Source organism: Emticicia sp. (genome assembly GCF_049241225.1).
Taxonomy (GTDB): domain Bacteria; phylum Bacteroidota; class Bacteroidia; order Cytophagales; family Spirosomataceae; genus Emticicia.
The window spans coordinates 1-20,689 of record NZ_JBMLRC010000175.1; the positions used below are offsets into that span (position 1 = coordinate 1).

Sequence of the window (20,689 nt, forward strand, 5' to 3'; positions counted from 1 at the left end):
CGTTTTTGAATAAAACTTTCGAGCTGAAGCTGAACCGTTGAGGTAATATTTTTGGTGTTATCAAGATAGCCTTTTTCTTGATTACTTATGAAAGTAGAATCAATAACGCTCAAAGTAATAATAATGACCAACAACAGAGGCAACAAAAATGCAGCGTTGATGTAAAGCTGTATTTTAGTAGCAAAATTGATATTGACGTTCTTCAAGCCATAGCGAATAGCGTACAAAATCATCACTACAATAATAAAGAGCACCGATAGTAAAAACAAAAACGAGAAATTAGAAAACAGGTTTCGCCATGCTTGATATTTGGCCGAAATAACGATCTTTCGTTCATTCTGGCCGATTTTGCCAACATGTTTGAAATCGTTTAGTTCAATACCTTTTTCGTACAATGTCGAATCCGACAAAATACTTATTGGTAATTTTCTTACGTAGTTATAGCTTCCCGAACTAAATATCAATCGGTTAGCTTTATCAAAAATAGCATAACTATAATTTTTCGTGTCGGGCGTCTGTGTGAATTTTTTATCCAGTAATAATTCAGGATAAACACTTTGTGCAAATTCATCACGGAGTTTCAAATCAAGCACTACGTAGCCAGCCAAACTTTCACTGGCATTACCCCGAATCGGAATAAATGCGAGGTATTGCTTTATAAAATTATTTCCTACATCATTAATAAAAAACACCGAAGGGTTTGATGTTTTATAAGAAGGCTGCTTGAAGGTTTCTTCATAAAAAGACAGATTTCTTGAGCCTTCTGTCATATCAAGCGAATTCCCATTGCGGTCAAAGGCCAGCACTTCGGTATCGTAGCGATCGAAATATAAATCAAGGTGCTTACTTTTTACCAACTGCTGCGTTTGTTCACGTGCAAGTGTTTGGCGAGTTATTGCCTGTCGGATTGCAGTATCCAGCCCCACGGTCTGAATGACTCTGGTTAGAAGTCCTTCGCCAAGTAAATCATTTTCGGCCAAGTATTTTTGTCCAAAATTCTGCTTATCAAAATAATCCTTCTTCTGCTCTTCAGCCCTAATAACAAACGTCGCAATCAGAGCAAATACAAAAGCTCCCGTAAAGAAATAAATCGTTGTTTTGTATTTAAAACTATACAAATAACGCGGATATCTGTATACATAAACCAGCAAGAAATAGGCCCCAGTTAGTAGATAAATCCAGCGAAATTGATCTAAAATTATGATTAATATTAGCCCACTCACCAAGCCAATTAGCCATTTAATGATACCTTCCTTTACATTTTTATTAAGCCTCAAAAATAAGCTACTCAATAAGTGTATAACCAAGAAAAATATCACTGATAATAACAAGTAAAACACCAATGTGGCTATTTTCAAGATCGAAAACGAAATGCTCAGCGAAAGATCGAGACTAAACTGCGATTTTTCGTAGATATTACACAAATTTCGATAACAAACGAAACTAAAAAGTATTGAAAATACTACTGTCAAAACAGCTAGTACGTTTTGAAAAGATTTTGGAGCTTTGAATAATTTATAATATAGTGTTGAGCGATAAAAACTCTGCACTAAATACACTACCAGGATAAAAATCACAATCGAATTGAGCAACAGGTCGCCTAATGATGGGGCTAATTCATTGACTGTAAAAAACTTAGGATCAAAAAGACTCGACTCATAAAAAATAAACGGAATGCTGTTGGCAAGCATGACCAAACGAACAAAAAATAGATAGAACATCAATAAAATAAATGCTCTACCATATTGGTGTTTACTTCGTAATCGAGTAATCCAGACAATAATGTATACGCCAAAAAGTAGAATACTTATGGCCAACAATAAAAGGGTGTTGGTAGGAATATTAGGTGAATTGATTTTTTCAACTTGTGGCGGAACAACCGAAAACAAAAATCTACCATTTTCGTCGGCAATATTATAAAGGCTTTGGCGTCGTGGAATATTAGTAATTTCTTTGGGTTCGGTAATGAAAATCCCGTGGTTATAACCATTCTTCAAGTAATCATTTTCATTTCTAAACTTTCGGTAAAGATTTATCAACGAAAAGACCTCAATTTTACTATTTCTGTAATTAAAAACAATCGAATTGGTTATATACTTACCGTTTTCGACACTGAGCAATTTTGCTTTTTCTCCTTTTGCTAATTTCTGATAGTCAGGCACATAGCGATGGTCAGACCAATAGATCAATTGCCCATTTCGGAAGATATAATACGGATACACTGGGGGTGTCTCGAAACTCAAAAAGGCATTCCCTGATGATTTTTGGTATTGCGAAGCAACATTGGCCAAATCTGCTTTTGAGATCAAAATCTCCGACTTTATTCTGTCTCTAATCATCGACACATAATGCTGCTCAGAAGCCCCAGGTGCATCTTTTTCAAAAATGAAAAAGTTCAGAGTTGCTCCTACAAACACTACTACGGAAAGGACTAATAAAATATGTTTTTTGAGAAACTCCAAAGCTTATTTTGATAAATTATTACCCTACTCTTTCATCGAAAACCATGCCAAAAACACGCAAAAATTTACAATTTTGGATTTATAATTGATGAAAACCCGTAATAATCCTCATGTTAGCCGTATAACTAAGTTTTAGTGATCGTAAAGCCCATTCCAGACTCGGTTTCAGCATAATCAATAGCTACCCCAATTAGGTACATAAGATGCCGCTTATCTATTAATACTTTTACGCCTTCCACTTCGTAGAGTTCATCGTTTTCGGTGGCTTTATCAAGCCCTAAAAGATAGCTTGCTGAGCAAGCCCCACCCTTCAAGCCTATTCTCAAAGCATATCCAACGGGGATTTGCGGAGAATTGAGCGTTTTTAGTATTTCTGTTCGTGCTATTTCTGAAAATCTTACCATGCTGCAAATATATATGAAAATTCAAAGGAAGACTTCGCTTAAAGCGAAGTCTTCCTTAATTAATCGCAGCCTTCCTCAAAAAAATTTTGAAGCCGCACACACTTAGCTTACTTTTGTAATGTACAAAATTGAAAAATATGCAAGCTATCATCGAATTACTAAAAATATTGATTCCAGCAGCAGCTGTTTTATACGGAATGTATCTCACGATTCAGACTTTCCTACAAAAGCAATTCGAGCAGAAAGAGTTAGAAATAAAACAAAAAACTATTGAAATAACCACGCCCATTCGCCTACAAGCCTACGAGCGTATGACACTCTTTTTAGAGCGAATCACTCCCGCTAATTTGCTTATCAGACTTGGCAGCCCCGACATACAAGCCATTGATTATCAGCGATTTTTATTACAAGAAATAAGAGACGAATTTAATCATAACCTTGCTCAACAAGTATATATTTCACACGAATCTTGGGAAAAAATCCGTGGAGCGATGAACGATGTGGTAGCTCTGATTAATACATCAGCCGCCGAGGTTTCTTCTGATGCGACTTCGATAAATCTCTCAAAAAAAATCTTTGAAAAAGTAATCAACGAAAATCAGCAACCAACTGCCGATGCCCTCAAAACATTGAAAGAAGAAGCCCAAAAGATGTTTTTGTGATAATTACTGCACATCTCCCAAAGTTTTATGAACCCGCTTTTTGCGGGTTCTTGCTTTAAAATCTTCCGATAAAACGCTGATATTTCCATCAACTTCGAGCATCGCTAAGTTGACTTTCTCTATGCTATCAACACCATGTTCTCTTACGGCGGCATCTAATTCTTGCATCGTAAAGCCTGCTCTTCTCACATTTTGTTTCTGAATCATACCATCATAAATCAATACAATTGGCTCTCCTTCAATAAATTTTTCGATGGGCTTGAAACGAAAAATGAGTTTTTTCAGGATATAATTTATCACAAAGAGTGTTCCTGCGGCAACTCCCCCCCCTACTAAAGAGGTATTTTCGCCTACCATTGCATTCTGTACGGCATTGCTAATCAACAAGATAAATACCAAATCCACCACCGAAAGTTGAGATAGTTCTTTCTTACCAAAAAGCCTGATGGCCACTACTATAAAAATATATACCGCACTTGCTCGCAGCACTAAATCAAAATATTCCGTCATTATAAAATATTGTTGTATTTTTAGTCAAATATAATCTATATTGTATGTAAATCAAGTTTCCGACAAAATCAGAAGCCTTGTTTAATTCATTCTTTTTAATTAATATTGATTGCGACTTTTGCCTATTAACGCAACCATTTAGCTAAAACCTACGTAAATAGTTCATGGCGAACAATCTGCCAAGCGAAAACCCCGAAGAATTACTCCACCTGAGTGTAAGAGGTGACCGAAAGAGTCAAGAAAAACTCTATCGGCAGTTCTATGGGTTTGCTATGAGCGTTTGTATGCGATACACTCAGAGCCGTGATGAAGCTCTGGAAATTATAAATGATGGTTTCTTGAAAATTTTTACAAAAGGAGACCTATACGATCCAAAATACCCCTTTAAAGCGTGGTTTAGACGAATTATCGTTAACACCGCCCTTGATTTTTATAGGAGTCAACAAAAACATTATTTCCACCAAAACATAGAAGAAGCCTATGAGGTTTCTTCGAATGATAGCAGCCCCCTAAGCCAACTCAATCACGAAGAAATCATTCAACTTGTCCAGCGTTTACCATCTGGCTATAGAATCGTATTTAATTTATTCGTTATTGATGGCTTTTCGCACGAGGAAATAAGTAATCAACTCGGAATCTCTGTTGGAACATCAAAATCAAACCTTTCAAGGGCTCGAGAAGCCTTACGAAAAATGATTTTGCTTGAAGAAAAGGCCTTACCAGGCCCTAACTTCAAAGAAATTTAACCACTTTTTTAAATGAATATAAACAAACATGATATGTCGGACGACGAGTTGGACCATCTTTTCAGAGAATCAGCTGAAAAAATGGATTTTGACTTTGACCCTGACTCATGGACAAAAATGAGCCAAAAACTTGATGCCGCAGCACCGCCGCCATCAGGTGGCCAAGGTGTGAACCCTTGGCTGAAGCGAAGTTTGTTACTTTTGATTGGTCTGTTTATAATTTTCGGAGGCTATCATTCATTAAAACCTTCAAGCAACCAATCAAGTGAAGTTTCAGAAAGCACCCCCGAAACTTCTAAAAATCAAGTAATAAATACTGATTCAAAAAATAATGTAACAACATCTAAAGTAGATACAGACAATTTAAGCAAAAACGAAACTACAAAAGCTGAAGAAAATAAAACCAATAATAAAACAGCCGAAAATACGCCACCAAGCGATAAAGAAAATACAACAGCGAACAAAACTTCAATACCGCCAACCATAAATGCCGAAAGTTTTGAGAAAAGTAAAGCTGTTGATAAAACAATTAATGCCGAGGAGTCTATCGCCAAAAACTCTGTTGTGAATACCAAAAAACGCACAGTATCGGCAAAAAAATCTGAGGAGGAAGCTTCGAGAAGAAATAGTAGCTCTTCGGGGAGTGTTGAGAGAAAATCAGTAGAAAAATCGGAGAAAAGTGATGCTATTTCGACTGAAAAAGCGATATATTCAAAGAATAACACTGAGGTAATAAAAACTAAAGGAGCTAAAAATCAGAAACACAGCACCGAAAATATTCCTTCAGCAAATACTAATGAAGGTGTAAATGCTTCGGACAACAGCATTGTGAATAATGCTCAGATATCCAACGCTCCAAAGGGTGCTATTATCGACGAAAACCCTTTAACGCTCAAAAACCTTGATTTACTCGCCCCCAAAGGTACATTTATCAAGTCGAGTATACTTTTACCAATAATTGCGTTTGAAAATCCGCAAACACAAGCACCAGTTATTCCCAAAAGTACATCACAGTCATTCAAAAAAGGCTTATATTTTAGAGTTGGTATTTCGCCTGATCTGAGCTTAGTAACGGCCGATGAACTTGCCAAATTGGGAAGTAATTCGGCTATTTTGGCAGAATACCGCATAAACAGGCAATGGAGTATTCAAAGTGGTGTAATTCGTTCAATGAAATATTATGGTGCTTATCCAGAATCTTATGCATGGCCTTATAATTGGCCATCTCCACCAAAACTTATCGATATTAATGCAACTTGTAAGATGCTCGATGTACCCATAAATATTAGGTATGATTTTAATCCAAAGCCACTTGCTCGTTGGTTTATAAGTGCAGGAGCAACCAGCTACATCATGCTCAACGAAAAGTATGTTTATAACTACGAAAACCCTACCGATCCAAAAATCAAATGGAAAACATGGGAGGGAAAAAGTGGAACTTATTACTTGGGTGTACTAAATTTTTCACTTGGCTATGAGTATCAGCTATTCCGCAAACTAAGCATTCAAGCTGAGCCATTTTTCAAAATGCCAATTGCACGTGTAGGTTTTGGCAATGTACGTTTATCGTCGCTTGGATTACTTGTTTCGGCAAAATATCCTATATTTACACATCAATAAATACTTGCTTTTTCGGTACAGTTTTTGCGATTTAGTATTGTTATAGACCACCTATAATAAACTTTTAAGTAAAACCGTTTTTAACATAAAAATCAAAAAAATGAAGAAAATATATCTTTTCATAGCTCTAATTGGGCTTTCGAGTGGTGTTTTTGCCCAACAAAAAGCCGCTTCCGCAAAAAAAGAAGTCGAGTGGCTTACGATTCAAGAAGCATACCTACGCACACAGAAAGAACCCCGCAAAACAATCGTTGATGTTTATACTGCTTGGTGTGGTTGGTGTAAAGTGATGGACCGAGAAACCTACACAAACCCCGAAGTGATTGATTACCTAAACAAAAACTTCTACATGGTTAAACTCGATGCCGAATCAAAGCAAGATATAATTATCGGAAATACTAAATACTCTTTCGATGCCAGTAAAGGTGCCAATCAGGCTGCAATAGCTCTTTTACAAGGAAAGCTAAGTTATCCGACAACCGTATTTCTCGACGCTCAGTATAACATGATTCAGCCATTACCAGGTTATTTAAATGCCAAGGCGTTTCACGAAATAGTAACCTATTTAGGTGGAGATTATAACAAAAAAGAGCCTTTCGAACAGTATAAAGTTGGTACCTACCGAGAAGTTTTCAAAAACGCACTTCCAAAACTTTAGATGAGAGTATGAATATTTATAGAGTAGCCCAGTTTTCGAAAACGAAACTGGGCTATCTTTATGTTTCATGGCTTATTAATAAGCGTGGATATGGTAGCGAAAAGCCTTAGTTTTTTAGTTTCATGACTGATTTTAAAATCAGCAAGAGTTATTTTAAGTTCACCAGAGAATTCACAAATGTGGGATTTAGCTACATTCCATGGCTTCACAAAGCATAGCACAAATGTAGAGAATCAGATTATTTCGTAATAGCGTAAAAATACGCATTTCATTAGGGGTTTTTACGCAATGTTGAGTTTACGAATCAAAAATTGAAAGGTTTGCTCTCCGAACAAGGCTAATATCTTCGTCCATGTAAGGCCAGAGAGTCAAGCCAGTAGCAGGGTCATCTATCATCACTCCTCCACTTGGGCTATTCAACTCAATAGCTTGAAGGCTATTAGGCTCAATGATTTCTACAACAACTACTTCAGTCTTAGCTCTACCAGATACCTCAACAATATCTCCAACCATTACTTGCTGCTCATCTAAGTACTTCATTTTGAATTTTGTAGAGTACGATTAACCACAAAGTCGGCTTCTTGTACTAATCCCTCGGGCGACATAGTGCCTTCAATTCGATGAATAACTTTTCCTTCTGGACTAATGAATAAATAGGTAGGATACGAATCTACTCGATAAATAATGCCGACGTTGACTCCTTCAAAAGAATCGCCATCTACTTTATAATTCAAGAAAGTTTTGTTGAATTTTTCAGCCACACGAGCATCAGCAAACGTATTTTCATCCATCCACTTACAAGGCCCGCACCACGTTGTATATACATCTACAAATAAGATTTTTTTCTGACTCTTTGCTTGGGCCAGCATCTCTTCCATTGTTCGGTCGTTGTTTTTTACGAAACTTATTTGTTTTACATTTCCTCTACTACAAGCGTACACCAATACAACGAGACATACGCTCATAGCCAAAATCATCTTTTTCATTAATACAGCTATTTTTTACATAATATCAATTACAAAATCCTTGCCTTTTTTTGGGGTTACTGGAAAATTAGTTATTGATTATTGGAAAATCCGTGTTCCACTAAAGTCAACTTCGTTTAATATCTTTCAGTGTTTGTTGTAAATCTTTTGTATCGCCACCTTCTTTTTTGGCCAATTTAATGGCTCTCTTCTCTGCCTTAATAGCTTCTTTTTTTCTACCAAGCTTGCTCAACAAGTTAGCATAGGTATCCAAATTGGCTGGCGATTCCACCAATTCTATTGCCCGCTCCGACCATTTTAATGCTTCTTCTAAATCTTTCGGAGTGTTTATCATCTGTACGTAACCCCACGCATATTCGTTGAGTTGAAACGAAGTTGTCTTTTGGGCATTGTCGGTCAAATTATCTAAAATCATCTTGAACTGAGGTGTCGTTTCATCCAAGTTTTTAGCTTTTGCACCTTCCTTAAAATTCATAATTTTTAGTTGGGTTTCGGCAACCAAGTCTTCCGAAGTCTTGCCCATCAATTTTGCTGCTTCTTTAGTGGCAATTTTCTTGAAATTATCTCCATCTCTTGTAATCTTGGCATATTCTAAGCGGAACTGTTTTTCTTCGGCCTCGAAGCCCGCTTCGCTATATGAAGTGGCTCGAACGGCATCAATCAACCTTTCGAGCAATGCTTTATCTCGACTATCAACGGCTTTCTTGAATGTATTACGCTTGGCTTTTGAGATACCATTCAATACATATTTTTGCTGTGAAGTTGTCATGTTTAGATACCTATCTAAGGCATCTCGCAAAATCACAAAAGCTTTCGATTCAATCGTTCCGATGTTTTCGGCAATCAATGCCAACACTTTTTCTGTCTTGTACAACGATGTTGGTATTGCAGCCAAATATTCATCTAATAATACCGAGCTTTCGCTGCCATTGAGACTCTTTCGCTTCATGTATTCGTACAAAAAGTCAGGGTCTCGGCGACCTTCTTTAAATGCCTTTTCCAACTCACTCGACGATTTATAGTTTTTACCCGTACTTATCGCTTTATCGGCTTCAGTAATAAATTTATCGGCCGGCATTGCCCCTAATGCTCGATATACTAATTCGCCACTACTATTCACAAACAAATAAGTCGGATAAGCCGTAATAGCATAGTTTTTGGCCAATTCTATGCCTTCGCCTTTTTCGGCATCAATCTTATAATTAATAAAAGATTCATTAAATTTTTCACCGACGTTAGTGTCAGTAAAAACCTTTGCCGACATCAGCTTACAAGGCCCACACCAAGTTGTGTAAATATCAATAAAGATGAGTTTATTTTGTTTTTTGGCTTCGCTCAGAATATCGGCCCACGAGCCTTCAGTAAACCTAATGCCTTTATCATCAGCCGCATGCGATGAAAAAGATAGTATTATCAGTAAGTATAAGATTTTATTCATCGCTCTGTTTTTAAATAAATGTTGGAATAACAATTTGAGGATTTATTTTTGGTAGAAAATTGGCGGTAAGCTGCTTAAATTTCAAGCAAAAATCATACGAATATCTACATTCCAAAAAAACTTCTACTATTTTTAGGAATATTTTCTTTTGAATTTTGTTTACTATTTGTGGGGCGAATTTCCAATTCGCCTATGAAGCTGACAAACAAGCCAATTTCAGTAATAAATTCTATTTTTCTACTGAAAGATTTTTACATTACTTCATGACAACAACCATTATTGAAAATAAAAATTCTCGTCAAAACCTTTGGAATTCAGCAAAAAACTTGGCTTTCCCAACGGCTATTTGGCGTTTACCCCGACAAACTGAAAAGCATTTTCTGACTTCGTTTGGTGAAATACCCCAACAAACCAAAATCGACTTTGAAGAACTCGGTGCTGGCTTTGCTTTTTCGCCTTTTGTCAACCCTGATGGAGATAAAACTTTCTTTCTGAAAGCCGATTTACACTATATCTTCAATGCTAATGGGTCAACTCAAAACGAATTAATCAGAGAAGTTATTACACCTTCGTCGGTCAATCCGTATTTTATCCAGTTATTAGAAAACTCAATTTCTAAGCAAGCTACATCCACAAACCATAGTTTTGAGACTAAGCAAACACAAAAACACGATTTTGTAGATTTAGTAAAAAAAGGTATTGCCGAAATTGAATCGGGTATTTTTCAGAAAGTTGTACTTTCTCGTACAAAACAGGTAGTCCTACCAGCCAATTTCGATATTATTAGCTTATTCGATAAACTCTGTGAAACCTACACTTCAGCATTTGTATCGGCGGTTTCGTTACCACACTTGGGAGTAGTTTGGGTGGGTGCTTCGCCTGAAATTTTGGTTAGCCAAGATTCTCGTGGTATCTTTCGTACGATGGCGTTGGCTGGCACTCAATCGGCTTATGATGCAGAAGGTAATCTAATAAAACCCTCAGAAGCTCTATGGCGACAAAAGGAGATTGAGGAGCAATCTTTCGTGACCAGATACATCATCAATTGCTTAAAAAAAATAAGAGTAAGGGAGTTTGAAGAAGAAGGCCCAAAGACAGTTATTGCAGGAAATTTGATGCACCTTCGCACCGATATTATTATTGATACAGTAGCCGTAAACTTTCCTCAGCTGGCCACCGTCATGCTTGAATTACTGCACCCAACTTCTGCCGTATGTGGAATGCCCAAAATACCAGCCACTGAGTTTATTTTACAAAATGAAGGCTACGACCGCGAGTTTTATAGTGGTTTTTTAGGGCCTGTGAATATGCAATCGGGCGATGGAAAAACCGAGTCGCACATTTTTGTAAATTTACGTACGATGAAACTGCAAGAAAATATAGCTACGCTTTATGCTGGTTGCGGAATAACGGCCGACTCAAATCCCGAAAAAGAATGGAACGAGACTGAAATGAAAACCCAAACGTTGGGGAGAGTTCTGAGTGCTGAGTTCTGAGTGGTTGTTCAGCCAAAAACTTTGCGAAGAAAACTCAGAACTCATAACTCAGAACTATTTAGTATGACGTTAGTCTAAAATATTTCGGATAACGAGTAAATCTAAGACCAACCGTAAAATCAAGTCGGCTCAAGTCGATTGGTGTAGCTAAATTGACTGCTTGGCTGCCTGTTCCAAAATCTAACGCTCTCATCTTTCCATAACTATAGCCAGCTTCTAAACTTAAAATAATATCACGCCCTGTAATATCATTTCCAAGCAAGAAATCGATACCAAGCGTTGCCGAGGCACCAAAATCCATTCCTTTGAAAGTATATTGAGCATCATTGTAAGAGCCTTTATCTTTATAGAAATACACTCCAGGCGATAGGCCTAATATTACCATTGTTTTAAAATCAATATTTTTACGATAATAAATAACAGGCCCAACGTATTTTATCGAACGATTATTAGAGATGCTACCTGTATCTAATTTGTTTAAGATTTCATTGCGAAAAACAATATTCTCTGCTTTATTTCTGGATTGAAAGTTATTGAACATCAAGCCAAAACCCAAATTATCAACAGGAAAATAAGCAGCATCAAGCCCCCACGTAAAGCCACGCAAGAGTTTTTCTTGATATAATGTATAAGCACTTGCATTTTCAGTTGGAATTTTAGCCAACATATTACCAAAGCCCCCTTTTCCGCCTACTCGCCATTTTAGATAATTATTAAATTCATTATCGGCTTTCGGAGCGGCCATTGGAGCCACCACTCTTTCTTCTTTTTTAGCTACTACTTCTTCTTTTTGGGGCTTTGTTTCGGCTTTTTTAGGAGCAGCTTTTTTATCGCTGGTAGCAACTTTATCATCTTTTTTTGTTGGCTCAGTATTTTTCTCAGCTTCTTTTTTTGTAGCTACTGCTTCTTCTTTCTTATCGATTTTCTTCGGCTCACTCTTTGCTTTGGTAGGTTCGCCCTTGCGAGTATCTACACGCTGAGTTGTGGCAGCATTTTCTTCTCTGGCTCCACCTAAACCTTCGGGCATTTTATTTCCCTTGGTCACGATGTCGCTCGGATAGAAATTATATTTAAAATCTGATACTAAATTTTTGAAGATTTCATTTCGTAAAACTTTGCCCGATGGAGAAAGGTACGCATATACAAAACGGTTGGGCGTTTCATCTAAAATTCGACAGCGGATTTTCTCACCTGCTTGGGTCGTAATCTGGTCACGCTGTCCAAATGATTGGGTAATCGAAAAGCCAAAAACTAAAAAAAGTACAATTATTACTTTGTTTAGTTTAGTATTAAAAAAATGATTTTTTGAGGAAAGAATCTCTTCTTTCAAATCAGGTTCGCTTCGCCATAAAAGCTTGGTTGCGAGAAGTTTATTAACTTTCAGATGAAAATTACGAGTAAAGTCAAACATTTTTTCCATGATTATATTTATTTCACTTGCATGAGTATTGCAAAAATGATACCGAAAAAAACAATGTACTATTAAGGCCTATTAAATATCTGAATATCAGATATTTACAATTTCAAAATTAAACAAAACCATTGGTGCCATTTTTGTCTAGTATTTGGTCTAAAACGATGAAAACGAAATTTCATTTGGATTATTAACAAACCGTTAACTATTTTTTTTATTTCAAACACTTGACACGAATCATTATTTTTATCTATCTTTCGACACAAAACAAAAATTCTTCTACAATTTAAACACAAATATACAATATGGCATAAAGCTCTACGTTAACTAAATTGAAATACTGAAATGGGAAAAGTCCAAGTTAACGACAGTGAGCTTGTATCAGCGTATATTCGTGGCAATGAAAAAGCATTTGCTACGCTTGTCCAACGTTACAAATCAAAAGTATATACCACGATTTATCTTGTTGTGAAAGACCAGTACGTGGCCGAAGATCTGCTTCAAGATACATTTATCAAAGCAGTTGAGGTCTTGCGTGATGGCAAATACAATGAGGAAGGAAAATTTCTACCGTGGGTACTCCGAATCGCTCATAACCTTGCGATAGACTATTTCCGTAGAGAGAAACGCTACCCGACCGTAGTGTTTGAAGACGGAAGCAATGTGTTTAACACACTCGAATTTGCCGAAGATTCAATCGAATCAATGCAAATCAAGCGTGAATCTCACGAACACTTACGTGATTTAATCAAACGATTACCCGACCAGCAGCGTGAGGTTTTGGTGATGCGTCATTACGATGACATGTCGTTCCAAGAAATTGCCGATGCAACTGGCGTGAGTATCAACACGGCGTTAGGGAGAATGCGTTATGCTCTCATCAATCTTAGAAAAATGATGGGAAAATCAGCGTACGCTTATGACACAAACCTTTACCAGCACGCAGAATGATGTGATTCGTTATTTGTATAATGAAACATCAAACCAAGAAAACTCTTTAGTAGAAGAAGCTCTTCTTTTTGATAAAGATTTGCTTGATTTCTACCTCGACTGTGCCGATTTGAAATCGGGCATGGACAAAATTCAGCTCTCGCCATCAGATTCGGCGATTGAGAGAATCCTCAGCTATTCAAGAAACTACGAGCCTAAGATTTAATCTTAGGCTTTTTTTATGCTTGAAATCCTCCTCCGTTTGTTTCTTACCAGACGGCTTGAAAATCGTTTTTTACATTTTATCTTACCAGTACAGAATCTCAATGGGATTTTATTTGGCATTTTGTTGAATAAATAGGCATCTTTGTATTTTTATTTAGAAATATTTGTGCAGAAACATTCTTAATTCTTAATTCTTAATTCTACATTCTTAATTCTCAATTCTACATTAACCAAAAATGTCTTTTTTAGAAAATTTATATCAGCGTTTTGAGGCAAAAATTGCTTCGTTTTTATCTGGCCCAAAATGGAAATCGAGAGTTGTGATAGTAGCCGTAGGCGTTATGTTGCTTTCGTTTTTTAATAATATTTCTCCGCTTCGTCATTTTGGCGATTTTTACACTGCTGTTATCAAAGAAAAACGAGAATACTTCCTTTACCAAACCATCAAAGACCGAGCAGCGAGCATTACTTACAACTGGACCTACCCTGAGTTTACGGGCATGAATAACCGCACGTTTAGGCTCACGATGCCCGCATTCGTAAAAGCACTACATATTCAGCACGTAAGCATCGTTTTGTATGGTTTGCAATTAATTTTGGGCCTTGTGTTCCTCTATATGCTTATTAACTTTCTGGAACGAACCATAAACGATAGAAACAGCATTTTCTATGCAGTTTTAGGTATTGTTTCTACTTATATGGGTGCTGCATTTTTTATAGACAATGCCACTTATGGAGACTTTTTCTGCTATTTTGCTTTATTTTTGGCAATATACTACCGAAATCCAGTCTTGATATTCATATTTTTATCATTGGCTTTTTGGGGCGATGAACGTGCGGGCGTAGGCTCAGGAATGGTATTTTTATGGTGGTGGTTTGTGCCGCAATGGAAAGAAAACAAGCCATTCAAGATTCAAATAAACTTACAAATGTTGGCCGTTGTAGCAGCTTGGGCGGCTTATGGTGCTGTTCGTAAATTTTATTTGGTTGATAAACTCGGTATGCACGACACCACCAAACCTGGCGAATTTGCCGAAATGTTTGGCGGAAGCTGGCCAGTTTGGGGCTTCAAGTTCTTGTGGGTTTTTGAGGGCTGGTGGTTACTTATTTTATTGGCGTTTGTTTTCCTTTCAGTAGCCAAAGATTGGCTAAGACTTTTAGCGATTTTGGGTGCATTATTGGCCATGTTGGTAGGCTCTCTCACTACTTTCGATTCTACTCGAAGCGGCTCTTACGGAGTCATTACCATTTTTTTAACCTTAGTCATCGCTCAAAAGTATCTTACAGAAAAAGAATTAAAAGTATTACTTTTTCTGATTGCAATCATCTGTTTCTTGCATCCGATGGCCACTCGCACGAATGGAACTGGTTTTTTCTTGATGTAAAGACAATGTTTCTGTAACTTTGTGCAGGTTTTCAGGAAAAATCGCTTGAATCGAAGATTCTAAATCCTGTCTGTCGCAAAATCTTACAAAATCCTGTCAAAATTAGATGTGTAAACTCCTTTTGGTTGTCCCGTGCTACAACGAGCAAGAAATTCTTGAGAAAACGTATAGCACTTTGTCGATGTATTTTTCAGAATTGAAAGAACGAAACGCCATCACGGCCGACAGTAAAATCTGCTTTGTGAATGACGGTAGCCGTGACTCGACTTGGATAATCATTGATAGCATCTGCAAAAGGGATTCAAATATCATTGGCTTGAAGCTCTCACGAAATTTTGGGCATCAGGCGGCTTTGGTGGCAGGTTTATTACACCACAAAAACCAATTCGATTGCTACGTTTCGATTGATGCCGACCTACAAGACGACCTCCGTGCCATTGATGGAATGCTCGAAAAATACAAAGAAGGCTCAAAAATTGTTTACGGTGTACGCAACGACCGCAGCACCGATTCGTTCTTTAAACGTTTCACGGCGGAGTCTTTCTACAAACTCATGCAACGCATGGGCGTTCCGACGGTTTATAACCACGCCGACTTTAGATTAATTGATAATCAAGTACTTAACGAGTTTTCAAACTTTGGCGAAACCAATCTTTTTATTCGCGGAATTATCCCGATGATAGGTTTTCAGAGCGATAAAGTGTATTACAAACGCCTCGAACGTGAAGCTGGTGAATCGAAATATCCACTTAAAAAAATGCTAATTTTTGCGTGGAATGGCATCACTTCGTTTTCGACAGTTCCGATGAAGTTGGTGCTTTGGTTCGGTATCTTCAATTTTGTATTTGCGATGGGAATCACGGTTTGGGTTTTGGTTTGTAAACTATTTGGGTTTACGGTACAAGGCTGGACCTCAATCGTGCTTCCAATGACTTTTTTCAGTGGCTCAAATATGATTGCCATCGGTTTGATTGGTGAATATGTTGGCAAAATTTATGAAGAAGTAAAAGCTCGCCCAAGATATATCATCGAAACGGTTTTGAATGAAGAGAAGTAACAATAGAAATGCTTAATATTGAAAAACCACACTATCAATTTGAAAGCTCTCCCGATGCTCTCGTATTTGAATTTGAAAGTATAAGTGATAATAAAACCATCAGAAAAGCTGTTATTTATGAAGAGATAAAGGGTTATGATAATTTATTTCAGTTAGGTTTTGGCGATATTACACCTGATGGAAAAATAGACTTCATTGCAGTAAGTAAAAATAAAGACAGAGATAAGGTTTTGAGTACGGTAGCACAAACAATGCTCGTATTTTTTGATAAATATCCCGATAAAATGTTATATTTTCGTGGAAGTACCAACACTAGAACTCGACTCTATCGAAGCCTTATTTCTAAATTCATTGAGATAATAGAACTTAATTTTAAAGTAGTTGGTTTGAAAAGCGATGGTTCGCCCGAAGAGTTTATCAAAAACCAAGATTATACAGCATTTATTATTTATCCGTCATGAAAAAAGTTAAAGAAATATCAAAAATAAACTATACTATCAACCCTAATTTACAAGGAAAAAAGTACGAGTTTACGCCAGAATCTAAAGCTTTTTTAGAAAAAGGAGAAGTTTTTTTAAGAGAAAAAGTAAAGGTATTACCATCTCTCTAAAATGATTTACACTTTATTCTGCTTCAAAAAAACAACAAAATTTCAACTAAAACAATGCCTATTTTTTATTGTTTTAGCTTCTCAAACTTTCGCACAAATCCCGACCGACACTTGGCGAATCCACGCCGACTATTTTAATGCAAGAGGTGTAGAAATTGTAGAAAAAAACAAAATCTATTGTTTCTCAAAAAATGGCTTTTTCTACTTCGATAAGGCTACTAATCAAAGCTTTACACTCTCAAAGTTAAATAATTTAAGCGAAACAAATATCTCGCAAATCAGATATAATTCTGACTTCAAAACCCTCATTATCGCCTACGAAACTGGTAATATTGACCTGATGAGTATTACTACCGAAGGCCTTCCAGACAAGATTCAGAATATTGATTTTATCAAAGAAACAGATGCAATTCAAGATAGCAAAACCATTAATCAAATAGAGTTTCGAGGTGATTTTGCATATCTGGCGACCGATTTTGGCTTGGTGGTTTTAGATGTGAAGAAAAACGAAGTCAAGGAAACTTATCAGAATATTGGCAAAGACGGCCGAAAAGTTGCAGTCAAACAAATAGCTTTTGCTCGTGATAGTATCTTTGCGAACACTTCGGGCGGAGTATTGGGGGCAAGTTTTTCACCTACTACAAACCTGCAATTTTTTGGCAACTGGAAACCAATAACTGCAAGTGCCGCTTCTCAACTTTTTCAACCCCAATCATTTCCAAAAGATAATCTCATCGTTTTTCCAAACGAACTCGAAACCGATGCCGATGGAAAAGTTTGGATTGCTGATGGAGAAAATGGTCTATTGAGTAACTTTTCTGGAAGTTTTACATCTTACAGCCCCAATGGCGTAAAAGGCGATATTTTCTCAATTTTTTACCGAAATCAATCGATTTATGCCTTAGGTATTACAGGGAACGCATTTGTGGATAACTTGTGGAAAAGCCTACTTATCAACAAAATACCCAATAACAGTAGCGATATAATTGACCAATACGGTTATCGTTGGCAAATTTCGGGACAAACACTAAGAGTTTCAGACCCAGCCACTAATCGAACCCGTTTTTATTTCGCAGGAAGAGGAGCAGGAGGTTTACCCACTTCAAATGTCAATTCAATTGCCTTAGACCGAGACAATTTACTTTGGGTGGGGACAGATAATGGCGTAGCGGTAATCGTCACGACACGAGATATTTTTACGACTGCTTCGGAAGCCTATACACCGTTTTTCCAAACTCGACGATTGCTTTTGCAGGAAGTCATCAATAAAATTGTAATTGATGGCGGAAACCGAAAATGGATTGCTACTCAAAACGGTCTAAACCTTTTTTCGGCTTCGGCAGATGAGCAGATTTTAAATTTTACCGAAGAAAACAGTCCGCTACCCTCAAAAAACGTCATAGATTTGGCGATTGATTCTACTTCAGGCGAAATCTTTGTTTTAACCCAAAACGGGCTACTCTCCTACCGCACCGATTCATCCGAACCAAGTGAGGATTTCAACTCAGTACGAATATTTCCAAACCCTGTTCGCCCAGATTTTCAAGGCGTTCTAACAGTTTCGGGACTTCGTGAAAACACTGCTATAAAAATAACTGATACCGCAGGAAGATTGATTTACGAAACAAAATCAAACGGTGGAACTGCCACATGGGACTTGCAAAAATTTGAGGGAAGTCGAGCCGCTTCTACCATCTACATGGTTTTCTGTGTTGCCGAAGATGGCTCTGAAAGTTTTGTCGGAAAAGTGGCGGTTTTGAGATAAAAAAGGCAAGCTTTGAAACTCGCCTTCTTTGTTCCACTTTGGACCTTTCCATTTTTAGCAACAGAGTTGCGTAATATTTGTAGAAAGAAAATTATTTATGTTCAAAAGTAGGTGCATCGCACCGTCATTTTGTTTCGGTGCGATGCACCTTTATACATAGACTCCCTTTTTATTCTACAAATATTGGCGTGCTACGCACCTCAGTCCAATAATATCAAAGTAGAATTAGTTGATTTGATTATTTGCTTACTGATTTTGTAGTAACATAAAAATTCTCATCAACTTTCAGTTCCGATTTGCCTTTCATGGTTTTCCAAGCGGTAGTTGGATAAATAAACTCTTCTTTTCCACCGTCGGCCATCACTTTTACAGGCATATCAAAACCTTCCACACAATTACTCCAACGATAGCTGATTTTGTTTTTTTCTACCGAATATTCCAAAACTGGAATCCTGACATCACGCAAATATTGGTCAAAAACTTTGTCTAAATCTCGGCCTACGTTTTTCGATAAATAATCTTCGATTTGTTGAGTCGTAACGGTTTGGTGATAGAAAGTTTTATTCAAACCTCTCAAAATTTGTCGCCACTTATCATCATTATTCAAAATCTGGCGAATCGTATGCAACATATTTCCACCCTTCGGATACATATCGCCCGAGCCACTTTTGTTTACGTCATACGAGCCAATAATCGGAATATCGTTTCTAATGCCCTTGCGAGTACCAATCACATACTCAGAAGCCGCTTTCTTACCAAAATAATATTCAGTGTAAAGGCTTTCTGAATAATTTGTAAAACTTTCATGAATCCACATATCGGCTACGTCTTTGTACGTGATATTATTCGCAAACCACTCATGCCCAGACTCATGAATGATGATAAAATCCCATTTTAAGCCCCAACCCGTACCAGACAAATCTCGACCTAAATACCCATTCTGATACTTATTCCCGTAAGTTACTGAGCTTTGGTGTTCCATTCCCAAATACGGAACTTCTACCAATTTATAACCATCTTCATAAAACGGATACGGCCCGAACCAATGTTCAAAAGCTTTCATCATCATGCTTGCTTGCTTGAATTGCTCTTTCGCTTTTTCAAGATTTTCGGGCAAAACATAATAATCCATCGTTAGTTTGCCTTTTTCTCCTTCAAAAACCTCATCAAAATGCACATAATTGCCGATGTTCACATTCACACCATAGTTATTGATAGGGTTTTTCACAAACCAGTCGAAAGTTTTTGTTCCGTCGGCATTTTCGGTTGTTTTTCTCAAACGTCCATTTGAGATATCTGTCAAATTTTTCGGAACAGTGATACTTATCAACATACTATCACATTCGTCGTACATGTGGTCTTTGCACGGCCACCAAGCACTCGAACCCAAACCCTGACACGAAGTAGCCACAAAGTCATTTCCTGCCTTATCTTTCACCCACTGAAAGCCACCATCCCACGGTGGACGCTTCGCTACAATTGGTTTACCCGAATAGGTTACGACGATTGACTCATTTTTACCTTTTACTTGGGCTTTTTTCAGTGAAATCATGTAAGCGTTTGCTCCATCTTTTTTAAAGGATAGTTCTTGTCCATCTTGCGTCACTTTTTCAATTTGCAAAGGTGGCTGAAGGTCGATTTGGATAGTTTGGTAGGGCTTCAAAACTTCATAAAATACAGTTGTGCTGCCCGCAATCGCTTTTTCGGTAGGCGTTACTTTTACTCGAAGTTCATAATATTTCAAATCCCACCATTCACGCTCAGGAGTGATTCTTCCACGAAGCGAATCTTCACGTGTGAAAGATTTACTGTGGCTTTGCCCGCAAGCAGTGATAAATGGAAATAAAGAAGCAAAAAAGACAATGAGTTTTAGCAATTTCATAAATGCACATTTTGTTGGAAGTGAAACGTGGAATCATCCACTAAATTGGATGCAATATAATTAAAAAATGAATTTACATTTATTTTCAGCTTACTGCACAAACAAAAAACCTGTAATCGCTTACAGGTTTGAGAAATTAACTCATTTCTGAATATCGCAAAATAGCTTTTCGGTGATGCAAAATATGGTAGTGCATAAAGTAATAAAACTCTCTGATAGTGAGGTTTTTAAGCACAGGATGTTTAATGCAATATTCGTCCAGTTCGCTCTCTGACCAATCATTTAGAAAATCGGCCAAAGTTTGGTGATGTTTTGCAAAACTACTGACCAGTAGTTCTTTTGATGGATTTTCGGGCATTTGTGGCACAAATCCACCTCGTGCGGTCACGCCAGTAGCTAAAACTGCCAAATAACACTCCACAAGACCATCATAAGAAAG

Annotated in this window: 21 protein-coding genes; 12 read left to right on the forward strand and 9 right to left on the reverse strand. The window is 37.3% G+C overall.

Annotation, left to right across the window (positions count from 1 at the left end):
* Positions 1-2,462: two-component sensor histidine kinase (locus ACOVO2_RS09995; RefSeq protein ID WP_421769830.1), on the reverse strand; the 2,462-nt coding region annotated here is incomplete at its 3' end.
* A 125-nt stretch (positions 2,463-2,587) separates the two neighbouring features.
* A complete protein-coding gene (locus tag ACOVO2_RS10000) occupies positions 2,588-2,866 on the reverse strand; it encodes a HesB/IscA family protein (protein WP_421769831.1) in 279 nt (92 codons plus the stop codon).
* Between the two features lie 137 nt (positions 2,867-3,003).
* On the opposite strand from ACOVO2_RS10000, the gene ACOVO2_RS10005 reads away from it, so the two are divergent.
* Positions 3,004-3,528 (forward strand): hypothetical protein, encoded by a 525-nt coding sequence (locus ACOVO2_RS10005; RefSeq protein ID WP_421769832.1) that lies wholly within the window; start codon positions 3,004-3,006, stop codon positions 3,526-3,528.
* A gap of 3 nt (positions 3,529-3,531) precedes the next feature.
* Here ACOVO2_RS10005 and ACOVO2_RS10010 read toward each other — a convergent pair whose 3' ends face one another.
* Positions 3,532-4,038: a DUF421 domain-containing protein gene (locus ACOVO2_RS10010; RefSeq protein ID WP_421769833.1), complete on the reverse strand. Its 507-nt coding sequence runs from the start codon at positions 4,036-4,038 to the stop codon at positions 3,532-3,534.
* Between the two features lie 164 nt (positions 4,039-4,202).
* Here ACOVO2_RS10010 and ACOVO2_RS10015 point away from each other — a divergent pair, with 164 nt between their 5' ends.
* From ACOVO2_RS10015 to ACOVO2_RS10025, 3 genes are all read left to right on the forward strand, one after another.
* Complete coding sequence (locus ACOVO2_RS10015; RefSeq protein ID WP_421769834.1) at positions 4,203-4,784, forward strand: RNA polymerase sigma factor; 582 nt, start codon at positions 4,203-4,205, stop codon at positions 4,782-4,784.
* 12 nt (positions 4,785-4,796) lie between these two features.
* On the forward strand, positions 4,797-6,404 hold the full coding sequence (locus tag ACOVO2_RS10020) for a hypothetical protein (protein ID WP_421769835.1): 1,608 nt from the start codon (positions 4,797-4,799) through the stop codon (positions 6,402-6,404).
* Between the two features lie 100 nt (positions 6,405-6,504).
* The gene (locus ACOVO2_RS10025; RefSeq protein ID WP_421769836.1) at positions 6,505-7,062 is read left to right on the forward strand and encodes a thioredoxin family protein; all 558 of its coding nucleotides are present in this window, start codon (positions 6,505-6,507) and stop codon (positions 7,060-7,062) included.
* 297 nt (positions 7,063-7,359) lie between these two features.
* On the opposite strand, the gene ACOVO2_RS10030 is transcribed toward ACOVO2_RS10025, so the two are convergent.
* From ACOVO2_RS10030 to ACOVO2_RS10040, 3 genes are all read right to left on the reverse strand, one after another.
* The gene (locus tag ACOVO2_RS10030) at positions 7,360-7,602 is read right to left on the reverse strand and encodes a hypothetical protein (RefSeq protein ID WP_421769837.1); all 243 of its coding nucleotides are present in this window, start codon (positions 7,600-7,602) and stop codon (positions 7,360-7,362) included.
* Positions 7,599-8,048, reverse strand: coding sequence for a thioredoxin family protein (locus ACOVO2_RS10035; RefSeq protein ID WP_421769838.1), 450 nt, complete (start codon positions 8,046-8,048; stop codon positions 7,599-7,601). The genes ACOVO2_RS10030 and ACOVO2_RS10035 overlap by 4 nt, the downstream gene beginning before the upstream one ends.
* Before the next feature lie 106 nt (positions 8,049-8,154).
* Positions 8,155-9,486 carry a thioredoxin fold domain-containing protein gene (locus tag ACOVO2_RS10040; RefSeq protein WP_421769839.1) on the reverse strand — a complete coding sequence of 444 codons (1,332 nt, stop codon included), beginning with the start codon at positions 9,484-9,486 and terminating at the stop codon, positions 8,155-8,157.
* Between the two features lie 263 nt (positions 9,487-9,749).
* Here ACOVO2_RS10040 and ACOVO2_RS10045 point away from each other — a divergent pair, with 263 nt between their 5' ends.
* Positions 9,750-10,982 carry a chorismate-binding protein gene (locus ACOVO2_RS10045; RefSeq protein WP_421769840.1) on the forward strand — a complete coding sequence of 411 codons (1,233 nt, stop codon included), beginning with the start codon at positions 9,750-9,752 and terminating at the stop codon, positions 10,980-10,982.
* 58 nt (positions 10,983-11,040) lie between these two features.
* Here ACOVO2_RS10045 and ACOVO2_RS10050 read toward each other — a convergent pair whose 3' ends face one another.
* Positions 11,041-12,402, reverse strand: coding sequence for a hypothetical protein (locus ACOVO2_RS10050; RefSeq protein WP_421769841.1), 1,362 nt, complete (start codon positions 12,400-12,402; stop codon positions 11,041-11,043).
* 339 nt (positions 12,403-12,741) lie between these two features.
* Between ACOVO2_RS10050 and ACOVO2_RS10055 the strand changes: the two genes are divergently transcribed.
* The 7 genes from ACOVO2_RS10055 (at position 12,742) to ACOVO2_RS10085 (ending at position 18,368) form a co-directional block, all read left to right on the forward strand.
* The gene (locus tag ACOVO2_RS10055; protein WP_421769842.1) at positions 12,742-13,347 is read left to right on the forward strand and encodes an RNA polymerase sigma factor; all 606 of its coding nucleotides are present in this window, start codon (positions 12,742-12,744) and stop codon (positions 13,345-13,347) included.
* Positions 13,316-13,552, forward strand: coding sequence for a hypothetical protein (locus ACOVO2_RS10060; RefSeq protein ID WP_421769843.1), 237 nt, complete (start codon positions 13,316-13,318; stop codon positions 13,550-13,552). Before ACOVO2_RS10055 ends, ACOVO2_RS10060 begins: the two co-directional genes overlap by 32 nt.
* A gap of 235 nt (positions 13,553-13,787) precedes the next feature.
* Positions 13,788-14,936, forward strand: a complete 1,149-nt coding sequence (locus tag ACOVO2_RS10065; RefSeq protein ID WP_421769844.1) for a hypothetical protein — start codon at positions 13,788-13,790, stop codon at positions 14,934-14,936.
* Between the two features lie 106 nt (positions 14,937-15,042).
* Positions 15,043-15,993 carry a glycosyltransferase family 2 protein gene (locus tag ACOVO2_RS10070; protein ID WP_421769845.1) on the forward strand — a complete coding sequence of 317 codons (951 nt, stop codon included), beginning with the start codon at positions 15,043-15,045 and terminating at the stop codon, positions 15,991-15,993.
* 8 nt (positions 15,994-16,001) lie between these two features.
* Complete coding sequence (locus ACOVO2_RS10075; RefSeq protein WP_421769846.1) at positions 16,002-16,454, forward strand: DUF6934 family protein; 453 nt, start codon at positions 16,002-16,004, stop codon at positions 16,452-16,454.
* Positions 16,451-16,603 (forward strand): hypothetical protein, encoded by a 153-nt coding sequence (locus ACOVO2_RS10080; RefSeq protein ID WP_421769847.1) that lies wholly within the window; start codon positions 16,451-16,453, stop codon positions 16,601-16,603. The genes ACOVO2_RS10075 and ACOVO2_RS10080 overlap by 4 nt, the downstream gene beginning before the upstream one ends.
* Position 16,604: 1 nt before the next feature.
* Complete coding sequence (locus tag ACOVO2_RS10085; RefSeq protein ID WP_421769848.1) at positions 16,605-18,368, forward strand: two-component regulator propeller domain-containing protein; 1,764 nt, start codon at positions 16,605-16,607, stop codon at positions 18,366-18,368.
* Positions 18,369-18,606: 238 nt separating this feature from the next.
* Here the strand turns inward: ACOVO2_RS10085 and ACOVO2_RS10090 are convergent, their stop codons facing one another.
* Both ACOVO2_RS10090 and ACOVO2_RS10095 read right to left on the reverse strand, forming a co-directional pair.
* Positions 18,607-20,250: a M1 family metallopeptidase gene (locus tag ACOVO2_RS10090; RefSeq protein ID WP_421769849.1), complete on the reverse strand. Its 1,644-nt coding sequence runs from the start codon at positions 20,248-20,250 to the stop codon at positions 18,607-18,609.
* Between the two features lie 136 nt (positions 20,251-20,386).
* Positions 20,387-20,689 (reverse strand): DinB family protein (locus ACOVO2_RS10095; protein WP_421769850.1); only part of this gene is annotated, 303 nt, incomplete at its 5' end.

What these genes read in the sequence shown, in the direction of transcription:
- ACOVO2_RS10060 (WP_421769843.1), top strand. Translation starts at nt 13,316, where the DNA reads ATGACACAAACCTTTACCAGCACGCAGAATGATGTGATTCGTTATTTG.
- ACOVO2_RS10010 (WP_421769833.1), bottom strand. Translation starts at nt 4,038, where the DNA reads ATGACGGAATATTTTGATTTAGTGCTGCGAGCAAGTGCGGTATATATT.
- ACOVO2_RS10015 (WP_421769834.1), top strand. Translation starts at nt 4,203, where the DNA reads ATGGCGAACAATCTGCCAAGCGAAAACCCCGAAGAATTACTCCACCTG.
- ACOVO2_RS10030 (WP_421769837.1), bottom strand. Translation starts at nt 7,602, where the DNA reads ATGAAGTACTTAGATGAGCAGCAAGTAATGGTTGGAGATATTGTTGAG.
- ACOVO2_RS10035 (WP_421769838.1), bottom strand. Translation starts at nt 8,048, where the DNA reads ATGAAAAAGATGATTTTGGCTATGAGCGTATGTCTCGTTGTATTGGTG.
- ACOVO2_RS10050 (WP_421769841.1), bottom strand. Translation starts at nt 12,402, where the DNA reads ATGGAAAAAATGTTTGACTTTACTCGTAATTTTCATCTGAAAGTTAAT.
- ACOVO2_RS10025 (WP_421769836.1), top strand. Translation starts at nt 6,505, where the DNA reads ATGAAGAAAATATATCTTTTCATAGCTCTAATTGGGCTTTCGAGTGGT.
- ACOVO2_RS10085 (WP_421769848.1), top strand. Translation starts at nt 16,605, where the DNA reads ATGATTTACACTTTATTCTGCTTCAAAAAAACAACAAAATTTCAACTA.
- ACOVO2_RS10055 (WP_421769842.1), top strand. Translation starts at nt 12,742, where the DNA reads ATGGGAAAAGTCCAAGTTAACGACAGTGAGCTTGTATCAGCGTATATT.
- ACOVO2_RS10005 (WP_421769832.1), top strand. Translation starts at nt 3,004, where the DNA reads ATGCAAGCTATCATCGAATTACTAAAAATATTGATTCCAGCAGCAGCT.
- ACOVO2_RS10020 (WP_421769835.1), top strand. Translation starts at nt 4,797, where the DNA reads ATGAATATAAACAAACATGATATGTCGGACGACGAGTTGGACCATCTT.
- ACOVO2_RS10070 (WP_421769845.1), top strand. Translation starts at nt 15,043, where the DNA reads ATGTGTAAACTCCTTTTGGTTGTCCCGTGCTACAACGAGCAAGAAATT.
- ACOVO2_RS10090 (WP_421769849.1), bottom strand. Translation starts at nt 20,250, where the DNA reads ATGAAATTGCTAAAACTCATTGTCTTTTTTGCTTCTTTATTTCCATTT.
- ACOVO2_RS10040 (WP_421769839.1), bottom strand. Translation starts at nt 9,486, where the DNA reads ATGAATAAAATCTTATACTTACTGATAATACTATCTTTTTCATCGCAT.
- ACOVO2_RS10045 (WP_421769840.1), top strand. Translation starts at nt 9,750, where the DNA reads ATGACAACAACCATTATTGAAAATAAAAATTCTCGTCAAAACCTTTGG.
- ACOVO2_RS10075 (WP_421769846.1), top strand. Translation starts at nt 16,002, where the DNA reads ATGCTTAATATTGAAAAACCACACTATCAATTTGAAAGCTCTCCCGAT.
- ACOVO2_RS10080 (WP_421769847.1), top strand. Translation starts at nt 16,451, where the DNA reads ATGAAAAAAGTTAAAGAAATATCAAAAATAAACTATACTATCAACCCT.
- ACOVO2_RS10065 (WP_421769844.1), top strand. Translation starts at nt 13,788, where the DNA reads ATGTCTTTTTTAGAAAATTTATATCAGCGTTTTGAGGCAAAAATTGCT.
- ACOVO2_RS10000 (WP_421769831.1), bottom strand. Translation starts at nt 2,866, where the DNA reads ATGGTAAGATTTTCAGAAATAGCACGAACAGAAATACTAAAAACGCTC.